This window comes from Mesorhizobium sp. B2-6-1 (genome assembly GCF_006440475.1).
GTDB lineage: Bacteria > Pseudomonadota > Alphaproteobacteria > Rhizobiales > Rhizobiaceae > Mesorhizobium.
In genome coordinates, this window is sequence record NZ_VFUH01000013.1 from 1 (window position 1) to 17,446 (window position 17,446).

Here is a 17,446-nt window from a genome sequence, read left to right on the forward strand (position 1 = left end):
ATCAACCTGTCGATCGCCTCATAGCCGGCGACGATGGCACTGAAGAGGATAATCAGGACGATGATGATGCCGGCCAGATCCTCGACCCGGCCAAGGCCGTAGGTGAAGGTCCGTCGAAACCCCTCTCCCAACAAATGTCGTCCACTGTTGTCCACCCGCCATTTCGCCAGTTGCTGCCATTCGTGTCGACCGCAGCCTTGCCGTTCCGACATAAGGCTATCGAGCATATCGGAGATCACGCTCCGCTAAGCGGCGATCAGCAGGAAAGCGATCGTGACCAGACCGGCCTTCGAAGTCCAAAATCCGCCTGCCTCGGCCTTCGGTTCTGGTTCGGACCCGGTCGGGGGATCGAACATGCGGTGCACGTTGTTGGTGTTCATGGGGTGGGTTCCTTATTTGTCAGCGATTGTCGTTGCGGGAGCTTTCGAGCCCATAGACGATGAGGCTGACGGCCCAGACCAGTCGCGGGCGAAGAGTGGCCACCTAAAGTCGGAGCCGATTGTGAAGTTGACCGCCGACATCAAGCCGATGGACGACGCTCCTCCGATCAGAACGCCGGCCACCGCGATCGCATGGCGCGCGCGTAACGCGGTGATTGCCAGCGCAACCAGGAGAACGCCGGGGGCGAGGGCGTAGCCGCCGAGCATCCGGAAACCTGGGTGAGCCACACGGAGGTCGAACGGATCCTGCAAACGCTCTACGGCATCTTGCGAACCCGAGGCCAGAACGGCCAAGACAAGGTGACGGCGGCGGCGTCAAAACGCCTCCTAAACCGGCGGATTTGTACCCAACCATCTCGTAGGCAAGGTTAGCGCGGCTTGGTGAAACCCGCAGGGTCAGCACCAATGGCGCGGTCAGGCTTTTAACCACCCTCTCCAGAAATGCTTCAGGAACTCAAGGCAGACCAGCACTGCGGCTCCTGCCGCCAGCGTCATCGAGAGGTCGTCAAGGTGCAGCGGTCCGAACTGGAAGAGACCACTGGCGAATGGCCAGAGAAGTGTCCCGCCCAGCGCTGCAGCAACCACCACGACGACAAGAGCAAGCGATCGATTGGGCCGGAACAACGCAATCAGCAGCGAGTCGCCGAACGTACGGTTGACGAAGATCAGGCCGACGATCGAGAGGACCAGCGAAAAAAACGTCAAGGCGCGAATTTCGTTCTCCGGCATTCCCCAGTGGAAGGCAAAAAGGAAGATGCTTGCGACAAGTGCGAACGCCAGCAGGCCCTGCACAACGCTCCAGGCTATGAGCGAGCGCGAAAAGAGCGATGCTTGCGGATCTCGTGGAGGGCGATTCATGACGTCATCTTCCTCGGTCTCGGCTTCAAAGACCAAGGAACACACCGGATCGATCACCATTTCCAGAAAGGCTATGTGCATCGGTCCGAACAGAATGGGCAGGCCAAACAGCAGAGGAAGAAGGGCCAGCCCAGCGATCGGCACATGCACGGCAAGAATGAAGCCCATGGCCTTGCGCAAATTGTCGTAGATGCGGCGGCCCAGCCGTATGGCTTTGACGATCGACCCGAAGTCGTCGTCGAGAAGGACAATGGATGAAGCCTCGCGCGCGACGTCGGTGCCGCGACCTCCCATGGCAATGCCGATGTTGGCCGCTTTCAGCGAGGGGGCGTCGTTGACGCCGTCTCCTGTCATGCCGACGATCTCGCCATTGGCCTTCAACGCTCTGACGATCGCCAGTTTCTGCTCGGGCGTGATCCGCGCGAACACTGTGGCGGTCTTGACGCGCGCGCAAAGTGCCGCATCGTCCATTGTCTTGAGCGTTTCACCGGTCACGACGTCGTTGAAATCGAGCCCAGCCTGACTGGCTATTGCTCTGGCGGTCGCCGGATAATCCCCCGTGATCATGACCACTCTGATTCCAGCGGACCGGCAGTTGTTCACGGCATCCGGAACCTCCGGGCGGAGGGGGTCAGCCAGCCCGACGAGGCCCATGAACTCGAAATCGAAGCCTGTCTGCCTTTCTGGCAGTTCACCAGCACAATGACTGGCTCGGGCCACCCCGAGGACGCGCAGTCCTTCGGTCGCCATGGCGTCCACGGAAGCCTTGATCGAAGCGAAGCGCTCCGCGCTCAGACGACAGAGTGCCGCTATGGCCTCCGGCGAGCCCTTGGCGGCGACCAGACAGTCGCTGCCGTCAGCCGGTGATCGCCAAGCATTCGACATGGCCAGCAGCTCGGGACGCAACCCATAGGCGCGGACAAGTTTCCGATCAACACTGTCCAGATCCTTGCGACTGGGTGATCGCTCCTGCGAAAGGGTGTGAAATGCCTTTTCCATCGGATCAAAAGGAATTTCGGCGCTGGCGAGCACACCAAGCTCGACCAGCTCGCCAAAGGCCGCCGGCATCCCGGCATTCATGTTGTCCGGTAACCGGAACCGTTTGCCGTCAGGCGTTCTCAGCTCCGCGATTGTCATGCGGTTTTCGGTCAACGTTCCGGTCTTGTCGGTGCAGAGAACTGTCGCCGAGCCAAGCGTTTCGATCGCCGCCGCACGACGGGTGAGCACGCGCGCCTGCGAGATGCGCCAGGCGCCCATGGCCATGAAGATGGTCAACACCATCGGGAATTCCTCGGGCAGCATCGACATGCCCAGCGCGATGCCAGCAAGGACCGCGTCGAGCCACCCGCCCCGCAAAACGCCATAAAGCACGACCGCCAGAACGCTGACCGCACCACCGACCAGTGCGAAGATGCCGACAAGACGTTTCGTCTGTCGCTGCAAGCGGGGTGCTTCGGTCTCCATAATGCTGAGCGATTGGCCGATCGCACCGATTTGGCTCAGCGGCCCGGTTGCCAGAACTTCGCCAATGCCCGAACCGCGCACCACGAGTGATCCGGAAAATGCGAAAGGCAGGTCGTCGCCGCCTGGGCGGCGTTCGGCTGGCGGGTCGCCATCCTTGGCTGCAAACTTGCGCACCGGAACCGACTCACCGGTCAGCAGCGATTCATCGGTCTGGAGATCCAGGCTTTGGATCAGCAAGACGTCGGCCGGCACCCGATCGCCCTCGCCCAGCACCACCAGATCGCCGCGCACGACCTCGCGCCCTGCAATGCGCCTACGTTCACCGTCGCGTATCACCAGGGCACGCGGGCTTGTCAGGTCGCGCAACGCCTCCAGACCGCGTTCTGTCCGCGCTTCCTGTACGATGGTTATCCCCACCGACAAGGTGGCAAAAGCAGCCAGGATCAACGCCTCATGCAGATCCCCAAGCAGCAGGTAAACGGCACCTCCGCCCAACAGAAGGGCCAGCATCGGTTCGCGCACGACTTCGAAGGCAATCCGCAGCGGCGTCCGCCGGTTCGATCTGGGCAGTTCGTTGAAACCATCGAGGGCGAGCCTGGCTTGTGCCTCGACCTCGCTGAGACCAGACAAAGCGATAGTGGGTCGGGTGGATTGGGACATTTGGGTGTTTCCCTCGTTCCCAACATCTTTAATCAGGTGAATAGAGCGGGCCTTGACCTACCGCAAAGGCTATCGTTCAAATGCCGAACGGACACCCGGTTCTGGATGGCCATTCGCCGATGCAACGGGCCAGCCTGAACGGATTAGGTGGTTTCCCTTAGGGACATAACCGAATTTCGCGATCTGCGGATTCGCGCGATTGCTGTGTTACGGATCAACCGGGAACACAGCCATGTACGCTCAACAGATCGCCAAGATTGAACTGCCAACGCAGCCGAGCCCTTTCGCTCTCCTCGATGGGGCTATGGCGCAACCGGTCAGCTTCTTCCCGGCTGGCACGGAGATCTACGCCCAAGGCGAAAAGGCAGGACCCCTTTACCAGGTCGAATTCGGCGCGGTGCGTGTCTACCGGCTGCTCGCCGACGGCCGCCGGCAGATCAGCGCCTTCCACATGGCCGGAGAGACTTTCGGCTTCGAGGCCGAGGCCACCCATCATTTCTTCGCCGAGGCCATCAACGCGACCGGTATCCGCGTTGTCCGGATCGCTGCGGCCGCGGACATGTCCCGCCAGTTGCTGCCGCTTGCGCTCAAGGGCTTGATCAGAGCTCAGGAACATCTGCTGGTCCTTGGCCGCCAGAACGCCATCGAACGGGTCGCAGCGTTCCTAGTCGACATGACGGAACGGCAGGGCGGCTTGCGCCAGGTCGACTTGCCGATGTCGCGACTGGATATTGGCGACTATCTCGGCCTCACCATCGAGACGGTGTCGCGGGTCTTCACCCGACTGAAGGACAAAGGCGTCATTCGCCTGCTCGGTTTGCGCAGCATCGAAATCCTCAAGCAGGACGTGCTTTTGGACATGGGTGAATAACCCACCCTCGCCGCTGCGACGACGCCAGACAACACCCAAGGATTTGAGACGATGAACAAGACGCTCACCACCCACACGGGATTCTGTTTCCAAGTGCGCGGCGCGCGCCCCGAGGACGAGCCGGCACTGGCTGAGTTTTTCACCCATGTGACCCCTGAAGATCTGCGCTTCCGCTTTCTCGGCGCCGTGCGGGAAGTTTCGCACGAACGGCTGGTGGCAATGACGCGGTCCGATGATGCGCACATCCATAATTTTCTTGCATTCGCACCAGACGGAATGCTGATCGCGGTGGCGACACTGGCCAGCGATCCGGCCGACCGGCGTGGCGAGGTCGCTGTCTGCATTCGCGATGACCGCAAGCAACTGGGCGTCAGCTGGGAATTGCTCGCCCACATTGCGCGCTACGCGGATGAGCTCGGTCTCGAAACCATCGAGTCGATCGAACACCGGGAAAACCGTGCGGCAATCGAGCTTGAGCGCGAGATGGGCTTCACCGTCACGACGGATCCGGATGACGCAACCCTCGTGCTGGTGCAACGCAAGCGAGGGGCCAAGTTGCCGAAGTAGCTGGGCACGCGGTTCCAGCGGCAGACAGACCGCTCAGAATGCCAGCGTCTCGCGGGCAACGGCCTGTTCCTCACCGGCCGGAATGACGAGAATGTCGACGCGCGAATTTGGCGCGCTGACACTCTCCGCACCTTTCTGGTTCAAATGCTCATCGAGCTCGACGCCAAGCCACGCAGCTGCTTCGCAGATCCTGTGCCGGATCAGTGGCGCGTGTTCGCCGATGCCAGCGGTGAACACCAGCGTGTCGAGCCCGCCAAGCGCGGCGGCAAGCGAGCCGATTTCACGTCCGACACGATAAACAAATAGGTCGACGGCTTGAACGGCCGAAGGCTCTTTTGCGCCCAGCAGAACCTGCATGTCTCCAGAAATGCCGGAGACGCCCAGCAGGCCCGAACGTTCGTAGAGAAGGCTGGCCAGGTCTTCGCTCGACAGCCTCCTCTCCTGCAGCAAATACAGGATGACGCCCGGGTCCAGCACGCCGCAGCGGGTGCTCATGACGAGGCCGTCAAGCGTCGAGAACCCCATCGTCGTGGCGACACTGCGTCCAGCCTTCATCGCGCAGAGGCTGGCGCCGCTGCCGAGATGGGCGACGATCACCCGACCGCCGGCGGCCGCACCGTAGCGCTCGCGCAGCTTCGCAGCGATATGGCTGTAGGACAGGCCGTGAAAACCATAGGAAACGATGCCCGCCTCGGTCATCGCGCGCGGCAGCCCGTAGATCTTGACAAGTGCTGGCCGGCTCGCATGAAACGCAGTGTCGAAGCATCCGACCTGACGCGCCCGCGGGAGGAGCTCTGCAGCCCGGGCAACGATCTCGAGATTGATCCTTTGATGGATGGGCGCCAGCGGCTCCAGCAGCTGTAGTGCCTCGAGCGCGTCCGTGTCGAGCAGCGTCGCTTGGGTGAAGTCGCGCCCGCCATGGACGATCCTATGCCCGACCCTGTTGATGCGGCCAAGAAGGTTGCGATCGGCGAGCAGCGCAGCGACCGTTGAGAAGGCTTTGGCAACATCGATCGATTTTTCGCCCAGGCTGATGTCGATCTCGGGGGATCCGGCCGCGGCCGCGACGTGCAGGCGCGGATGCCGTGCGAGCGACGAAATACTGCCGCGCAGCAGCTCGGAAAGCTCGGCGCTTGCCTCGAACACCGCGAATTTCAAGCTCGATGACCCGCTGTTCAGGACAAGGAACGCATCACTCATGAAGCCGTCCGCATTCTCGGCCCGGTGGTGCGCCGAAACCCGCTCGTCGGCTTATTGGGCAAGTCTGGCGCCGCATCCATGCCCTGCTCCCATTTCCAGCCAAGGATCTCCGGCATATCCTGACCATGAGCACGGATATAGGCCCGATGCTCAATCAGTTTGCCTTCCATCTCCTGCACCTGCCCGATATTGGCGCCCTTGCCCTTTGGCAGCCGCTCAAGGACGCTCTGGACGAGATGGTATCGATCCAGGCCATTGAGCACCGTCATGTCGAATGGCGTTGTCGTCGTGCCTTCCTCATTGTAGCCGCGCACATGGATGTTGTCGTGATTGGTGCGCCGGTAAGTCAGGCGATGGATGGTCCAGGGATAGCCGTGATAGGCGAAGATCACCGGCTTTTCCGAGGTAAACAGGGCGTCGAATTCACGGTCCGACAACCCATGGGGGTGATGCTCCTTGGGTTGCAGGGTCATCAGGTCGACGACATTCACCACCCTGATCTTGAGTTCGGGAATGGCATACCTGAGGATCTGCACGGCCGCCAGCGTTTCGAGCGTCGGGACGTCGCCGGCGCAAGCCATCACGACGTCAGGATCCTCGCCATTGTCGGTCGAAGCCCAGTCCCAGATGCCGATACCCGTCCCGCAATGAACGATGGCCTTGTCCATTGAAAGCCACTGCCACGATGGCGGCTTGCCGGCGACGATCACGTTGATGCGGTTCCATGTCTGCAGCACGTGATCGGTCACGCACAGCAAGGTGTTGGCATCCGGCGGCAGGTAGACCCGCACAATATCGGCTTTCTTGTTGAGAGCGACATCGATGAAGCCTGGATCCTGATGGCTGAAGCCATTGTGCTCCTGGTGCCAGACATGGCTCGACAGCAGATAGTTCAGCGACGCCACCGGCCGACGCCACGGAATGTCGCGGCAGGCATCCAGCCATTTGGCATGCTGATTGAACATGGAATCGACAATGTGAATGAACGCCTCGTAGCAGGAAAACAAGCCGTGCCGCCCGGTGAGCAGGTAGCCTTCGAGCCAACCCTGGCATGTGTGTTCCGAGAGAATCTCCAGGACCCTGCCGTCGCGGCCAAGATGAACGTCTTCGGGCAGGATCGTTTCCATCCAGGCGCGCTCGGTGACCTCGAACACGTCCTGAAGCCGGTTCGAGGCCGTCTCATCGGGACCGACGATGCGGAAGTTCTGCGCCGCCTCGTTCAGCTCCATGACGGCGCGCAGGAACTTGCCCATCGCCCGTGTCGATTCGGTCTTCACCGCGCCCGGTCGTTCGATCGCAACCGCGTGGTCGTGCACTAGGGGCAGGACGAGGGACTTGCGCAGCAGGCCGCCATTGGCATGCGGGTTGGCACCCATGCGCCATGTGCCCTCAGGGGCGGAAGCGCGGATCGCTTCAATAGGGGCGCCGGCTGCATCGAACAGTTCTTCGGGCCGGTAGCTTCTCAGCCAGTCCTCGAGCAGCTTGAGATGCGCCGGGTTTTCCGCAAGGCCCGACAAGGGAACCTGGTGCGAGCGCCAGAAGCTCTCGGTCTTCAGTCCATCGACCTCCTTCGGTCCGGTCCAGCCTTTGGGGCTGCGCAGCACGATCATCGGCCATCTTGGTCGCGAAGTCCCTGTTGCGGAACCGCTCCGCGCGGTCTGCTGGATCGCACGGATCCGGTCGAACGCATCGTCGAGCACGCTCGCCATGCGCTCATGCATCAGCGCCGGCTCGTGCCCCTCGACGAACAGCGGTTCATAGCCATAGCCGACGAACAGCGAGCGCAATTCGTCTTCTGGGATACGGGCCAGAATGGTCGGATTGGCGATTTTGTAGCCGTTCAGATGCAGGATCGGCAGAACCGCTCCATCGCGCTCAGGATTCAGAAACTTGTTGGAATGCCATGCGGTGGCCATCGGCCCGGTCTCGGCCTCTCCGTCGCCGACGACGCAGGCGACCACGAGATCGGGATTGTCGAAGGCCGCGCCATAGGCATGAGAAAGCGCGTAGCCCAGTTCGCCGCCCTCATGGATCGAGCCCGGCACGTCGGGCGCCGCGTGGCTCGGTATGCCGCCCGGAAAGGAGAACTGGCGGAAAAGTTTGCGCATCCCCTGCTCATCCATCGATATGTCGGGATTGAGCTCACTGTAGCTGCCCTCAAGATAGCTGTTCGCCACCATTGCCGGTCCGCCGTGACCAGGTCCGCAGACATAGATCACATTCGCGTCACTGAGCCTGATCATGCGATTGAGGTGGGCGTAGATGAAACTCAGCCCCGGCGACGTTCCCCAATGGCCGAGCAGGCGTGGCTTGACGTGCTCCAGCCGCAACGGTTCGCGCAGCAGTGGATTGTCGAGCAGGTAGATCTGGCCGATCGTGAGATAGTTGGCGGCACGCCAATAGGCATGGATGTCGTACGCCTCGCGGTTGGACAGGACACCACTGGAGGCTGGATTTGTCGTGTGCTCGGTCATGTCTGGCTCCGTTGTTGGCGACAGTCTTGAGTCTTGCGATTTCGACTTGCGCCTGTGTTTCGTCGAGCTGCAGCGAAGGAACACAAACGCGTCGGCGTTTCAGTGCATCTCTTCGCAGGATTTAAGCATCATTGCCGTCGAGCGCGCGGCGCATGCGCCTGATGACCGCCGCACGTCCCCGCTCGTCGGCCGCAGCGCCGACCGCTTCGTTGATGTCGAGGAGAAGTCTGGAAAGGTCGTTGTGCCAGTCGAGGCGGGCAACGCTTTCTGGTCTCAGACGGCGGGGCTGGTTGAGTTCGACCGGCAGACTGCCACTGAACGTCAATTGGAAGGCATCATCCAGCCGCGGCGTGATGATCCTGCCGTCAGGCATAATCGATTGCAGCCGCTCGCTGAAGCCACGCAGCCCTTCCTCCTCGCCATGGGTGAGGAACACCGCCTGCCTTACCGGACCTCTGGACGCGACCCACGCAACCAGTTCGGCTGCGTCGGCATGACCGGAATAGAGGTCGAACAGGCTGACATGCGCCTTGACCTCGACCTCCTCGCCCTGGATGCGCACGCGCCGAGCGCCGTCGAGCAGGATCCTGCCTAGAGAGCCCTGGGCCTGGTAGCCGGCGATCATCACCGTGGCATTCCGGCGCCAGAGATTGGCCTTGAGGTGATGGCGGATCCGGCCCGCGTCGCACATGCCGCTGGCAGCGATCACCACGAAGAAGCCGGTCAGGCGATTGATCGCCTTGCTCTGTTCCACCGTCTCGGTAAAGCGTAACTCCTTCGAGTTGAGGGCCTGCCGTAGCGCGTCACCCTGTTCGATCTCGTCGGCATGCCGCTCAAAAATCGCGCTGGCGCGTGTCGCCAGCGGCGAGTCGACAAAGACCGGCGCGGAGGGCACGGCACCGGTCCGCATGAGCAGATGGAGATCGACCAGCAGTTCCTGCGTTCGCTCCACGGCGAAGGACGGAATGATGAGAGGTCCGCCGGTCTCGGCGGCGCCACGCACGATGTCACCCAGCTGCGATCGCCGCTGCTCGGGCGATACATCCGGGCGCTCGCGGTCGCCATAGGTCGATTCGCAGATCAGGTAGTCGACCCCAGCCGGACCTTCCGGGCCGGTCTGCAGCAACTTGTGTCCAGGCCCGATATCGCCTGAAAACAGAATGCGCATGGGTCTCTTCTGGTGATCCAGATCGATCTCAAGTTCGACCGAGGCAGAGCCGAGCAGGTGACCAGCGTTCCAGAAGCGGGCCCGAAGGCCTTCGGCGACGGTTGTCCATTCGCCATATTCCAGGGCCCGGAACAAGGTCATGCAGGCGGCCGCATCTGAAAGAGTGTAGATCGGCTCGACCAGCGGCCGACCGCGCCGCGCGTTGCGTCTGTTCAGCTGTTCGACTTCCATTTCCTGGATATGCGCCGCGTCGGGCAGCATCACTGAGCAGAGATCGATGGTGGCGCGGGTCGAATGGATGGGACCGGAAAAGCCCTGCTTGACCAGCTTCGCCAACAGCCCACTATGGTCGATATGCGCATGCGTCAGGATGACAGCGTCGATCGTCTCCGGCGGGAACGGAAACTGGCCATAATTAAGTTCCCGTTCCGACTTCGATCCCTGGAAAAGGCCGCAATCGACGAGAACCCGCCAGCGGGAGGTTTCGATCTCGTAGCATGAGCCGGTGACGCCGTGGGCCGCGCCGTGAAAGCGCAGGATAGGATCCGTGCCGCGAGCGCCTTGCATGTCGCCACGCCCTAGTGGGAGAGCAGGACAGGCAGGCGCAGATCGGCAAGCACCCCGTCCGTAGCGCCACCGAGCACGAAATCCCTGACACGAGAATGGCCATATCCGCCCATGACCAGAAGCTTGCCGCCGATTTTGAGGGCATGCTCCTGCAGTGCAGTCGCGACCGAACGGTCCTGTGCCTGGATCGAGACCGCCTCGGCCATCAGACCACGCGCCCTCAAGCCCGAAGCAAGGCGCTCGCCAATGCCTTGCCCCGGAAGCGGCTTCTCGTCGGTGACGGTCACAACCGTAACCATTGAGGCACGTTCGAGAAACGCCCGCGCGTCTGCAACAGCCCTTGCGGCCACTCGGCTGCCATCCCAGGCGATAACGACATGTTCAAAGGGTTCCACCTTCGTGGAATCGGGAAGAAGAACGGTCGGCCTACCGGAGCCGAAGACTGTCGCCTCGGCCAGCGTCCGTGCCGTCTGGTTGGCGGGCGCCCAGCCGACAAGGCAGGTGTCGAAATAGCGGGAGTGCTCTGCGGCAACATCTCCCATCAGGGCCAGTGGCGCTGCGATCTCCTGGGCGGACAGGATCACCGCACCTGATGAGGCCTCATTGGCAACCGCCTCAAGCAGAGCTTTGCCGTGCTTGCGGCTTGTCGCCTCAGCTTCCGCTATCTTGTAGGGGAGGTCGAGGAGGTAGGTTGAGAGCGCATTTGAAACGTCGGGAATATCGACATTGATGGCGACGGCATGAAGCGCCGCTCCGATCTGCTTGGCGACGGCAACAGCGTTTACGGCCACTGCCCCAGCATTTGCGTCCGGATACGTCGCCAGACAAAGAACTGCCATTAGCTTCATCGGTTTTCGCCTCCATTGATGCCGGCCCGGATGGCCAACTTGCGTGGTATTGGTAGTCGCGGTGGGCGAGCCCGGCTTTGATCCACCGCAAATGCGTGACCACTGGACGAGATCCGCGTCGGCGCCCACGCCGACATCGTGTCGCCCGCCGTCGCTGCGCTGGCTCAATTGCATGGGCGAAAACCTGTCGCTATTTTGGAGCGAATGTTGTCTCTTGTCAGACGTCAATGCCCAAGCGGAAGACGACGCAACGATGGCACCGGCGGTCACCGCGATCCATGTCATTTCGGGGCTTCCGGACCTTTGACCGACTGACGTCGAGGACGCCTCCCGACGGGCTCGCCTCGCGACCCTCCCGTTCACGGTCCAGCATCAGCGCCACATCGTGGATTGTCTTGAACTGAAACGGCGCACGAAGCTGCGGCACCACCAGTAGACGGTCTGCCAGGGCGGGAAATCCTTCGGCAGCATGCGCCAGCCGCCACCCGGTCGGGCCATGTAGCGGATCGCGTTCAAGACTCGCGCAGGTCCCTCGCCACGCGCCGCCCGGTCATGGACGCGCCCGGCAGGAACGGTTGTATCCGCGACCATTCCTCATCCGTCAGATCGGACGGATAACGCTTGGTCTTCTTCTCGACGTCGGCCATCCGGCCACGCGTCGCTCGGGTCCACATCCCAAGCTTGAATTACGTGCGATCGCACCGTTCAAGGCGTTTTCAATCGGTCTCTGAGCGCGCTCGAACAAGCCCCGCCAATCCGCCGACCGCACTGCAGCATCGGGCGGCAATCAATCTGGTTCGGCTGTGATTCTTGGCGAGAACACGATGTCAATCGGAGATGACCAATCTGGATTAATCACTGAGTGGCTGACATTGCCATAAAATACGACAAAAAGGCGTGTGCCCGTTCCGAACCTTCGGGCCGGCCGCCACCTATGGTTCTGCACAAAACGGGAGGGCGGCTACTCCTAGCACAAGGGCTGCGTCTCTGCGTGGATACTCGTTGCCTCGACCCGAACAAGATCCGGCCTTCGCACCCTTGTCGCCGAAGACATACGGCCACTTTCGGAAACCCGAAACTTCATGGAGTGTTTCAATGACGCGAATACTGTTTGCCGGCCAGAAACCTGAAACCGTCGACTTCTCGGACCCGTCCTTGCCGCCCGGCTTCAATGCCGAAAAAATCAACGCTGGGATCGCTTTGGGCGTGGCGAAAATCGAGGAACGGGGCTGGCAGGGTGACACCTGCATGATTACGCCCGATGCCGCACTCAAAGGAGCGCTGAGCAATGCGACGTACGATTGCGTGGTGATCGGTGGCGGCCTAGGCTGCCGCCCAAGGGGCTACCCTTGTTCGAAACCGTTGTGAACATCATCCACAAGGCGGCGCCTAACGCCGCCTCAACACCAGACCCGAGGACACTGCGGAAGCCGCTGCCCGTCAGCTCCCCACGAGTTGACACCTCCCACGCAGTTTTGCAGTCGTGCTACAGCATTACAAAGTTTTAACCTTGGCGGCAGAGGTGGCCCTCAACCTTTCCGCTCCCGCTTGGCTCTAGCAAAGCCCCGATCGGTCGCGATAAATCGCTCAAGCATGGGCACAATCAGGCGAAGAGGATCAGTGGAAGGCTGACCCCCGTCGCGGCCAAGGATCTCAGCATATCTGGACAGATCGCGGTGCAGCGGCGCCGGCAGTTCCACTGTGACCTTAACCGGCTTGTCGTCTGCAATCGGACCGAGTTTCAGATTGGCCATTTTCAGCCTCCGTAGGGTTCGAGCACGAGATCGCGCGTAACGACGACACGCACATTGACGCCAGGCCGTATCGTCAGTGTGGGTGCGATGTTGAGTTGGCGCTGGACGATCTGCTGGCCCATCTGGCTGAGGCTGTCGGAGGCGCCGCTGCGCAAGGCGCGCACGATGTCACCTTCCTGGCCGGACGAGCCGGCCTCCGCGCCAACGCTGAGAATGGTGGTGAGTGCGGCCGCCTTGAACAGCTCGGCCCAATGGTAGTCGACGCCGTCCTCAAGGCCGGCATAGCCTTGGGCGTCAGTGCCAGGCTGGCGTTCAAGAACAATGGAGCGTCCGTTGGGAAAGACCAGCCTGTTCCAGACAAGCAGCACGCGCCGCTGGCCGAAGCCGACGCCATTGTCGTACTGGCCAATGACACGCGTGCCTTGCGGGATCAGCAGCGAGCGACCCGTCGGACTGTCATAGACATTTTCGATCACCTGGGCGGTGATCTGACCGGGCAGATCGGAACGGATACCGGTGATGAGGGCCGCCGGGATGACGGCCCCTGCTTGGAGCACATAGGGCGACGCCGGCGGCGTGACGCGATCCGGCGCCACGGTGCGCCGATCAGCGGCCGCATTCAGAAAGCCGAGCTGGCGGTCTTGCGTGGTCGACTGGCCGATCTGACCGGCAAGGTCGGGGCCGCCAAGGTTCGGCGGGGAAGTTCCTGCGGGCGGGGTTTCGGCCAATGCCGCGATTGACTGCCCCGTCTGGAAGAAAACACGCGACGTTCGGGCCGCCTCCTCTTCGGCCCGCCGGCGCTGTTCGGCTTCATCAACCATCGGCGTTGCGATCGTAGGCGGCACGACGGGCTGTCCCTTGTTCTGGGCATCAAGCATCGGCCGGCCAAGATCGCCAGGCAGCGGCGGTCCAAGAACAGGGCCAGTATAGTCGCGCGGCAGGCTGGCCAGTCCCTCGGCGGGCTGCCTGTTGGACGTCGAGTAGAGCTCGTCGCCATGCCTGCCGGTTTCACTCGTCCGAAGCGCGTAGATCAGCGCGCCGCCGACGCCAAGCGATGCACATAAGCCGATGCCGGCAAGCACCTTGCGCGACAAGCGCGTGACGCGCGGCGGATCGGCGCGAAGCTGCATGGGGGCAGCCGGGATTTCGTTCTCGCTCATGATTGTTCCCCTCCCCTTTGACGAAATGCGTTCTTTGCACTCGGCGCCGCATTGGTGCCTGACATCCACAGACCTCTCCTCGTGGCATCGGTGCGGACGATCCTGACGGTCTGTTGCCGCTTGCCACTGCCAAGCCGCAATTCCGCGGCGCCAAAGAGACGGTCGACGATCAGGGTGTTCTGGTAGACGCGGCTGTTGGCAATCTCGGCCTCGCCGTCCGGGCCTATGACGAAGATGGGCGGCATCTCGCCTTGCACGATCCCGCGTGGAAACTCGACGTAGGCCCGCCTGCCGTCGTCATAGACGCTGACGGGCCGCCACGGGGCCGCGTCGCCGGTGAAACCATAACGATAATTGCGTGCGGTGATGGCGGGAATCACCGGTGTCGCGGGGATCGCGCGCGCTTGTCCGGCCGGCGCCGCGGGATAGGCCCATGACACGGCGGGCATGTAAGGCTCCTCGCCCGATTGCAGCTCGATCATGTAGCTGCGCCGGTCGGTGGTGATGACGAGATTGGTGTTGATGTCCGGACGCGAAGGCTTGACCAGCACATGGACGCGCCTGGAGACGCCCGCTCCGCTTTCGGTGTCACCGATGATCCAGCGCGCGGTATCGCCCGCCGCGATCGGACCTTCGCCGGTCAGGCTTTCGCCGGGCTCAAGCGCGATGTCCGTTATCTGTCCTGGAGCGGCATAGACCTGATAAAGGGCTCCTTCACTCCAAGGATAAATCTGAATGGCGTTGTAATAACCCTCACGACGCGGCTGGACCCGCGCCGCCGCGTTCGCGTTCTCGACGCGCGCCACCGGCGTGCTGCCGGCCGCGCCGCCGCGGGCCGGGACCCACCCTGGTGGAACGTGCAGCGGTTTGGGTCTCTCATCGAGTGCGGCCACCGGAGCGGCAGGCAAAGGCGGCACGGAGGCGTCATAGGAGATCTGAGGTGGTTTCTGCGGTGTGGCGCAACCGGCAAGTAGCCAGCCCGACAACAACACCGCGGCAAACGCCGACTTTCTCAAAGCTGGAGTGGCGATGATACCGAATGGCTGGTTCATTGGCTCATCTCCCGCGACCAGTTTATGGCGTTGACGTATATGCCAAGCGGATTGGCCCGCAGCCGGTCAGCGTCGCGTGGCGCCTGGATCACGGTTGTCAGAATGGCTGTCCATCGCTCGCTGGTGGAGAGCTGGCCATCCTCGTAATGACGTTCGGCCCAGGCGACGCGAAAGGAGTCCGCCGAGGCACGAATGACGGACGAGACATCGACGGAGACCTGCTGCTTGCCCACCCTGGAGAAGGGGTCGTTGACACGGGCATAGTCGTTGAGTGCCGCGGCGCCCCCGTCGGTGGTCCATTCGTAGGCGCGCATCCAGTTCTGGCGCACGACGATCGGATCGGCCGGGATGGAGCGGACCTGCTCGATGAAACGGGCGAGATGCCACGCAATTTGCGGGTCGGTTGGCCTATAGTCCGAGGTGGCGGGCGCGAGTGCCTGCGCCTGTCCGAGCGTGTCAACCTGCACCACCCAAGGGATCACCGTCCCTCGCAGTGATTGCGAAACGAGCGTGGCGGCCAGGCCGGCCGACAGGATCAATGACCCGAAGGCCATTAAGCGCCAGCTTCTGGCCTGCACGCGAGCAGAGCCGATGCGGTCGTCCCAGACTTGCGCGGCCTTCTGGTATGAAGTCTCGGGCTGGGGCGCCTTGCCGTAGTGGGTGGCGGGCCGTCGAAAGATGTTCATGGGTCATTTGCCTTCGGAGAGAGAAACGGAACTACCGCTGCCATGGCCGTCGCCAGCGCGAACTGCGTGGGCAGCGGTTTGGACGCCGTGCGACAGGCGCTGGGACCGCTGCATGCGCTTGGCCCAGTCGGGTGTATTTTGTGCCACTTCGCCCGCGCCGGCCGCGCGGGAGACGGGAGGGTCGCTTGCGCGTTCGGCATTGCCCCTAACCGTCCCCGCTGTCGCGGTCTCACCGCGTTCCGCGTTGGCGGACCGTGGGCTAGCCGAGGAGGCCGATTGCACGGATTCACCGGCACGCGCGGCGGCGCGCCTGAGCGGCGAGCCATTTTGCGAAACACCGCCGCTGCCAACGCCGCCGCCCAGGGCGGAGGCGGCAGCTGCGGTGTCACCCTGGCCCGACGCGCCTGCAATCGAGCCGCCACGCACAATGGAGCTGCCTGCGGAGAAAGCCGCCGAGCCGCCGCGGGCTGCGAGGCTTGCGGTGCCGCCCGTGGCAAGCACCATGCCGCCTGCGGCCAGGCCTGTACCGACGGCGGCACCCGCACCGAGTTGCGGTCCGCCAGAGACGATGCCGTTGGCGATGCCCGGGCCGAAGATGCCGAGACCGAGAAGCGACAATGCAGCCAGCACGATTGCCATAGCTTGATCGATGGTGGGGTTTTCGCCGCCGAACCCTTGAGTGAACTCGCCGAACAGGGTCGAGCCAATGCCGATGACGACGGCCAGCACCAGCACCTTGATGCCCGATGAGATGACGTTGCCAAGGACGCGCTCGGCCATGAAGGCTGTCTTGCCGAAGAGGCCAAAGGGGATCAGCACAAAACCGGCCAGCGTCGCCAGCTTGAATTCGATCAGCGTTACGAAGAGCTGTACCGCCAAGATGAAGAAGGCAAGCAGGACCAGTGACCAGGCGAATAGAAGGCAGACGATCTGGATGAAGTTTTCAAAGAAGGAGACGTAGCCCATCAAACCTGAGATCGCCTCGAGCAATGGCCGTCCCGCATCGAGACCGGTTTGCGCCACCTTGCCGGGGTGCAGCAGGTCCTGAGCCGAGAAACCGGTTCCACTCGCCTTCAGGCCAAGACCGGAAAAACTCTCGAATACGATCTGGGCGAGACCGTTCCAGTTGGATATCAGATAGGCAAAGACACCGACGAAGAGCGTCTTCTTGACAAGCCGCGCAAGAATGTCGTCATCAGCGCCCCAGCTCCAGAAGAGCGCGGCGAGCGTCACGTCGATGACGATCAGCGTGGTGGCGACGAAGGCGACCTCGCCGCCGAGCAGGCCGAAACCGCTGTCGATGTAGCGGGTGAAAGTCGCCAGGAATTGGTCGATGACGCCAGTATTGCCCATATCTATCGGGCCTCGTGCAGGGCTGCATCTGGCGCGTCGGGCTCGCCTATCGAAGGCCCCGATGGCTGTTTCAGGCCGAGGAAGCGATCGCGCTGTTCGGCCCATAGCCGCGCGCATCCATCGTCACGCAGGGCAGCCTCGCCGAGGACCTGGCAACGGCGCAGACCCTCGCGAAGCGGGTTCGGCATCAAGCCTGCGCTTGTGTGCGCGCCCTCGCCCGCCAGCTTATTCTGTTTCCGGCTCATACCGAGCGCGGCCGCCGAGAGGGCGGCCGCGACAAAGATCACAGCCACCGCGCGAGCGAGGGTTTTGCCGTCCATGGCC

At 62.5% G+C, this 17,446-nt stretch carries 15 protein-coding genes and 2 pseudogenes; 3 read left to right on the forward strand and 14 right to left on the reverse strand.

From position 1 onward, the window contains the following. From FJ443_RS32075 to FJ443_RS23655, 3 genes and pseudogenes are all read right to left on the reverse strand, one after another. Positions 1-117: pseudogene (locus FJ443_RS32075) on the reverse strand (cation transporter); the annotation flags it as partial. A gap of 128 nt (positions 118-245) precedes the next feature. Next, complete coding sequence (locus tag FJ443_RS31980; RefSeq protein WP_263483449.1) at positions 246-380, reverse strand: hypothetical protein; 135 nt, start codon at positions 378-380, stop codon at positions 246-248. A gap of 474 nt (positions 381-854) precedes the next feature. Continuing rightward, entirely contained in the window at positions 855-3,422 is a 2,568-nt protein-coding gene (locus tag FJ443_RS23655; RefSeq protein WP_140666163.1) for a cation-translocating P-type ATPase, read from the reverse strand. Between the two features lie 232 nt (positions 3,423-3,654). Between FJ443_RS23655 and FJ443_RS23660 the strand changes: the two genes are divergently transcribed. Beyond that, complete coding sequence (locus FJ443_RS23660; protein ID WP_140522947.1) at positions 3,655-4,293, forward strand: helix-turn-helix domain-containing protein; 639 nt, start codon at positions 3,655-3,657, stop codon at positions 4,291-4,293. Positions 4,294-4,344: 51 nt separating this feature from the next. Next, positions 4,345-4,860, forward strand: coding sequence for a GNAT family N-acetyltransferase (locus FJ443_RS23665; RefSeq protein ID WP_140522950.1), 516 nt, complete (start codon positions 4,345-4,347; stop codon positions 4,858-4,860). 33 nt (positions 4,861-4,893) lie between these two features. Here the strand turns inward: FJ443_RS23665 and FJ443_RS23670 are convergent, their stop codons facing one another. From FJ443_RS23670 to FJ443_RS23690, 5 genes and pseudogenes are all read right to left on the reverse strand, one after another. Further along, positions 4,894-6,060 carry an acetate/propionate family kinase gene (locus FJ443_RS23670; RefSeq protein WP_140522952.1) on the reverse strand — a complete coding sequence of 389 codons (1,167 nt, stop codon included), beginning with the start codon at positions 6,058-6,060 and terminating at the stop codon, positions 4,894-4,896. Then, positions 6,057-8,534, reverse strand: a complete 2,478-nt coding sequence (locus FJ443_RS23675) for a phosphoketolase family protein (RefSeq protein ID WP_140522954.1) — start codon at positions 8,532-8,534, stop codon at positions 6,057-6,059. Before FJ443_RS23675 ends, FJ443_RS23670 begins: the two co-directional genes overlap by 4 nt. Positions 8,535-8,655: 121 nt before the next feature. Continuing rightward, complete coding sequence (locus tag FJ443_RS23680; RefSeq protein ID WP_140555415.1) at positions 8,656-10,269, reverse strand: MBL fold metallo-hydrolase; 1,614 nt, start codon at positions 10,267-10,269, stop codon at positions 8,656-8,658. 11 nt (positions 10,270-10,280) lie between these two features. Further along, the gene (locus FJ443_RS23685; protein ID WP_224656362.1) at positions 10,281-11,402 is read right to left on the reverse strand and encodes a universal stress protein; all 1,122 of its coding nucleotides are present in this window, start codon (positions 11,400-11,402) and stop codon (positions 10,281-10,283) included. Between the two features lie 31 nt (positions 11,403-11,433). Then, positions 11,434-11,791: pseudogene (locus tag FJ443_RS23690) on the reverse strand (transposase); the annotation flags it as partial. Positions 11,792-12,212: 421 nt separating this feature from the next. On the opposite strand from FJ443_RS23690, the gene FJ443_RS23695 reads away from it, so the two are divergent. Then, a complete protein-coding gene (locus tag FJ443_RS23695; RefSeq protein WP_224656363.1) occupies positions 12,213-12,485 on the forward strand; it encodes a hypothetical protein in 273 nt (90 codons plus the stop codon). A 161-nt stretch (positions 12,486-12,646) separates the two neighbouring features. On the opposite strand, the gene FJ443_RS23700 is transcribed toward FJ443_RS23695, so the two are convergent. From FJ443_RS23700 to trbK-alt, 6 genes are read right to left on the reverse strand one after another with little or no spacing between them, the layout of a single operon-like run. Beyond that, positions 12,647-12,871: a DUF2274 domain-containing protein gene (locus FJ443_RS23700; RefSeq protein WP_140522958.1), complete on the reverse strand. Its 225-nt coding sequence runs from the start codon at positions 12,869-12,871 to the stop codon at positions 12,647-12,649. A 2-nt stretch (positions 12,872-12,873) separates the two neighbouring features. Beyond that, positions 12,874-14,031 (reverse strand): TrbI/VirB10 family protein, encoded by a 1,158-nt coding sequence (locus FJ443_RS23705; RefSeq protein ID WP_140522960.1) that lies wholly within the window; start codon positions 14,029-14,031, stop codon positions 12,874-12,876. Further along, complete coding sequence (trbG, locus tag FJ443_RS23710) at positions 14,028-15,083, reverse strand: P-type conjugative transfer protein TrbG (protein ID WP_140522962.1); 1,056 nt, start codon at positions 15,081-15,083, stop codon at positions 14,028-14,030. The genes FJ443_RS23705 and trbG overlap by 4 nt, the downstream gene beginning before the upstream one ends. Beyond that, the gene (gene trbF / locus FJ443_RS23715) at positions 15,080-15,769 is read right to left on the reverse strand and encodes a conjugal transfer protein TrbF (RefSeq protein ID WP_140522964.1); all 690 of its coding nucleotides are present in this window, start codon (positions 15,767-15,769) and stop codon (positions 15,080-15,082) included. Before trbF ends, trbG begins: the two co-directional genes overlap by 4 nt. A 3-nt stretch (positions 15,770-15,772) precedes the next feature. After that, positions 15,773-17,122 carry a P-type conjugative transfer protein TrbL gene (trbL, locus tag FJ443_RS23720; RefSeq protein WP_140522966.1) on the reverse strand — a complete coding sequence of 450 codons (1,350 nt, stop codon included), beginning with the start codon at positions 17,120-17,122 and terminating at the stop codon, positions 15,773-15,775. Positions 17,123-17,124: 2 nt separating this feature from the next. Further along, on the reverse strand, positions 17,125-17,442 hold the full coding sequence (gene trbK-alt, locus FJ443_RS23725) for a putative entry exclusion protein TrbK-alt (RefSeq protein WP_140522968.1): 318 nt from the start codon (positions 17,440-17,442) through the stop codon (positions 17,125-17,127). Positions 17,443-17,446: the final 4 nt, after the last annotated feature.

Bases quoted from the DNA above. Each gene is read 5' to 3' on its own strand.
- FJ443_RS23675 (WP_140522954.1), bottom strand. From the start codon at position 8,534: ATGACCGAGCACACGACAAATCCAGCCTCCAGTGGTGTCCTGTCCAAC.
- trbK-alt (WP_140522968.1), bottom strand. From the start codon at position 17,442: ATGGACGGCAAAACCCTCGCTCGCGCGGTGGCTGTGATCTTTGTCGCG.
- FJ443_RS23670 (WP_140522952.1), bottom strand. From the start codon at position 6,060: ATGAGTGATGCGTTCCTTGTCCTGAACAGCGGGTCATCGAGCTTGAAA.
- FJ443_RS23665 (WP_140522950.1), top strand. From the start codon at position 4,345: ATGAACAAGACGCTCACCACCCACACGGGATTCTGTTTCCAAGTGCGC.
- trbG (WP_140522962.1), bottom strand. From the start codon at position 15,083: ATGAACCAGCCATTCGGTATCATCGCCACTCCAGCTTTGAGAAAGTCG.
- FJ443_RS23680 (WP_140555415.1), bottom strand. From the start codon at position 10,269: ATGCAAGGCGCTCGCGGCACGGATCCTATCCTGCGCTTTCACGGCGCG.
- FJ443_RS23660 (WP_140522947.1), top strand. From the start codon at position 3,655: ATGTACGCTCAACAGATCGCCAAGATTGAACTGCCAACGCAGCCGAGC.
- trbL (WP_140522966.1), bottom strand. From the start codon at position 17,122: ATGGGCAATACTGGCGTCATCGACCAATTCCTGGCGACTTTCACCCGC.
- FJ443_RS23655 (WP_140666163.1), bottom strand. From the start codon at position 3,422: ATGTCCCAATCCACCCGACCCACTATCGCTTTGTCTGGTCTCAGCGAG.
- FJ443_RS23685 (WP_224656362.1), bottom strand. From the start codon at position 11,402: ATGACATGGATCGCGGTGACCGCCGGTGCCATCGTTGCGTCGTCTTCC.
- FJ443_RS23695 (WP_224656363.1), top strand. From the start codon at position 12,213: ATGACGCGAATACTGTTTGCCGGCCAGAAACCTGAAACCGTCGACTTC.
- FJ443_RS23700 (WP_140522958.1), bottom strand. From the start codon at position 12,871: ATGGCCAATCTGAAACTCGGTCCGATTGCAGACGACAAGCCGGTTAAG.
- FJ443_RS23705 (WP_140522960.1), bottom strand. From the start codon at position 14,031: ATGAGCGAGAACGAAATCCCGGCTGCCCCCATGCAGCTTCGCGCCGAT.
- trbF (WP_140522964.1), bottom strand. From the start codon at position 15,769: ATGAACATCTTTCGACGGCCCGCCACCCACTACGGCAAGGCGCCCCAG.
- FJ443_RS31980 (WP_263483449.1), bottom strand. From the start codon at position 380: ATGAACACCAACAACGTGCACCGCATGTTCGATCCCCCGACCGGGTCC.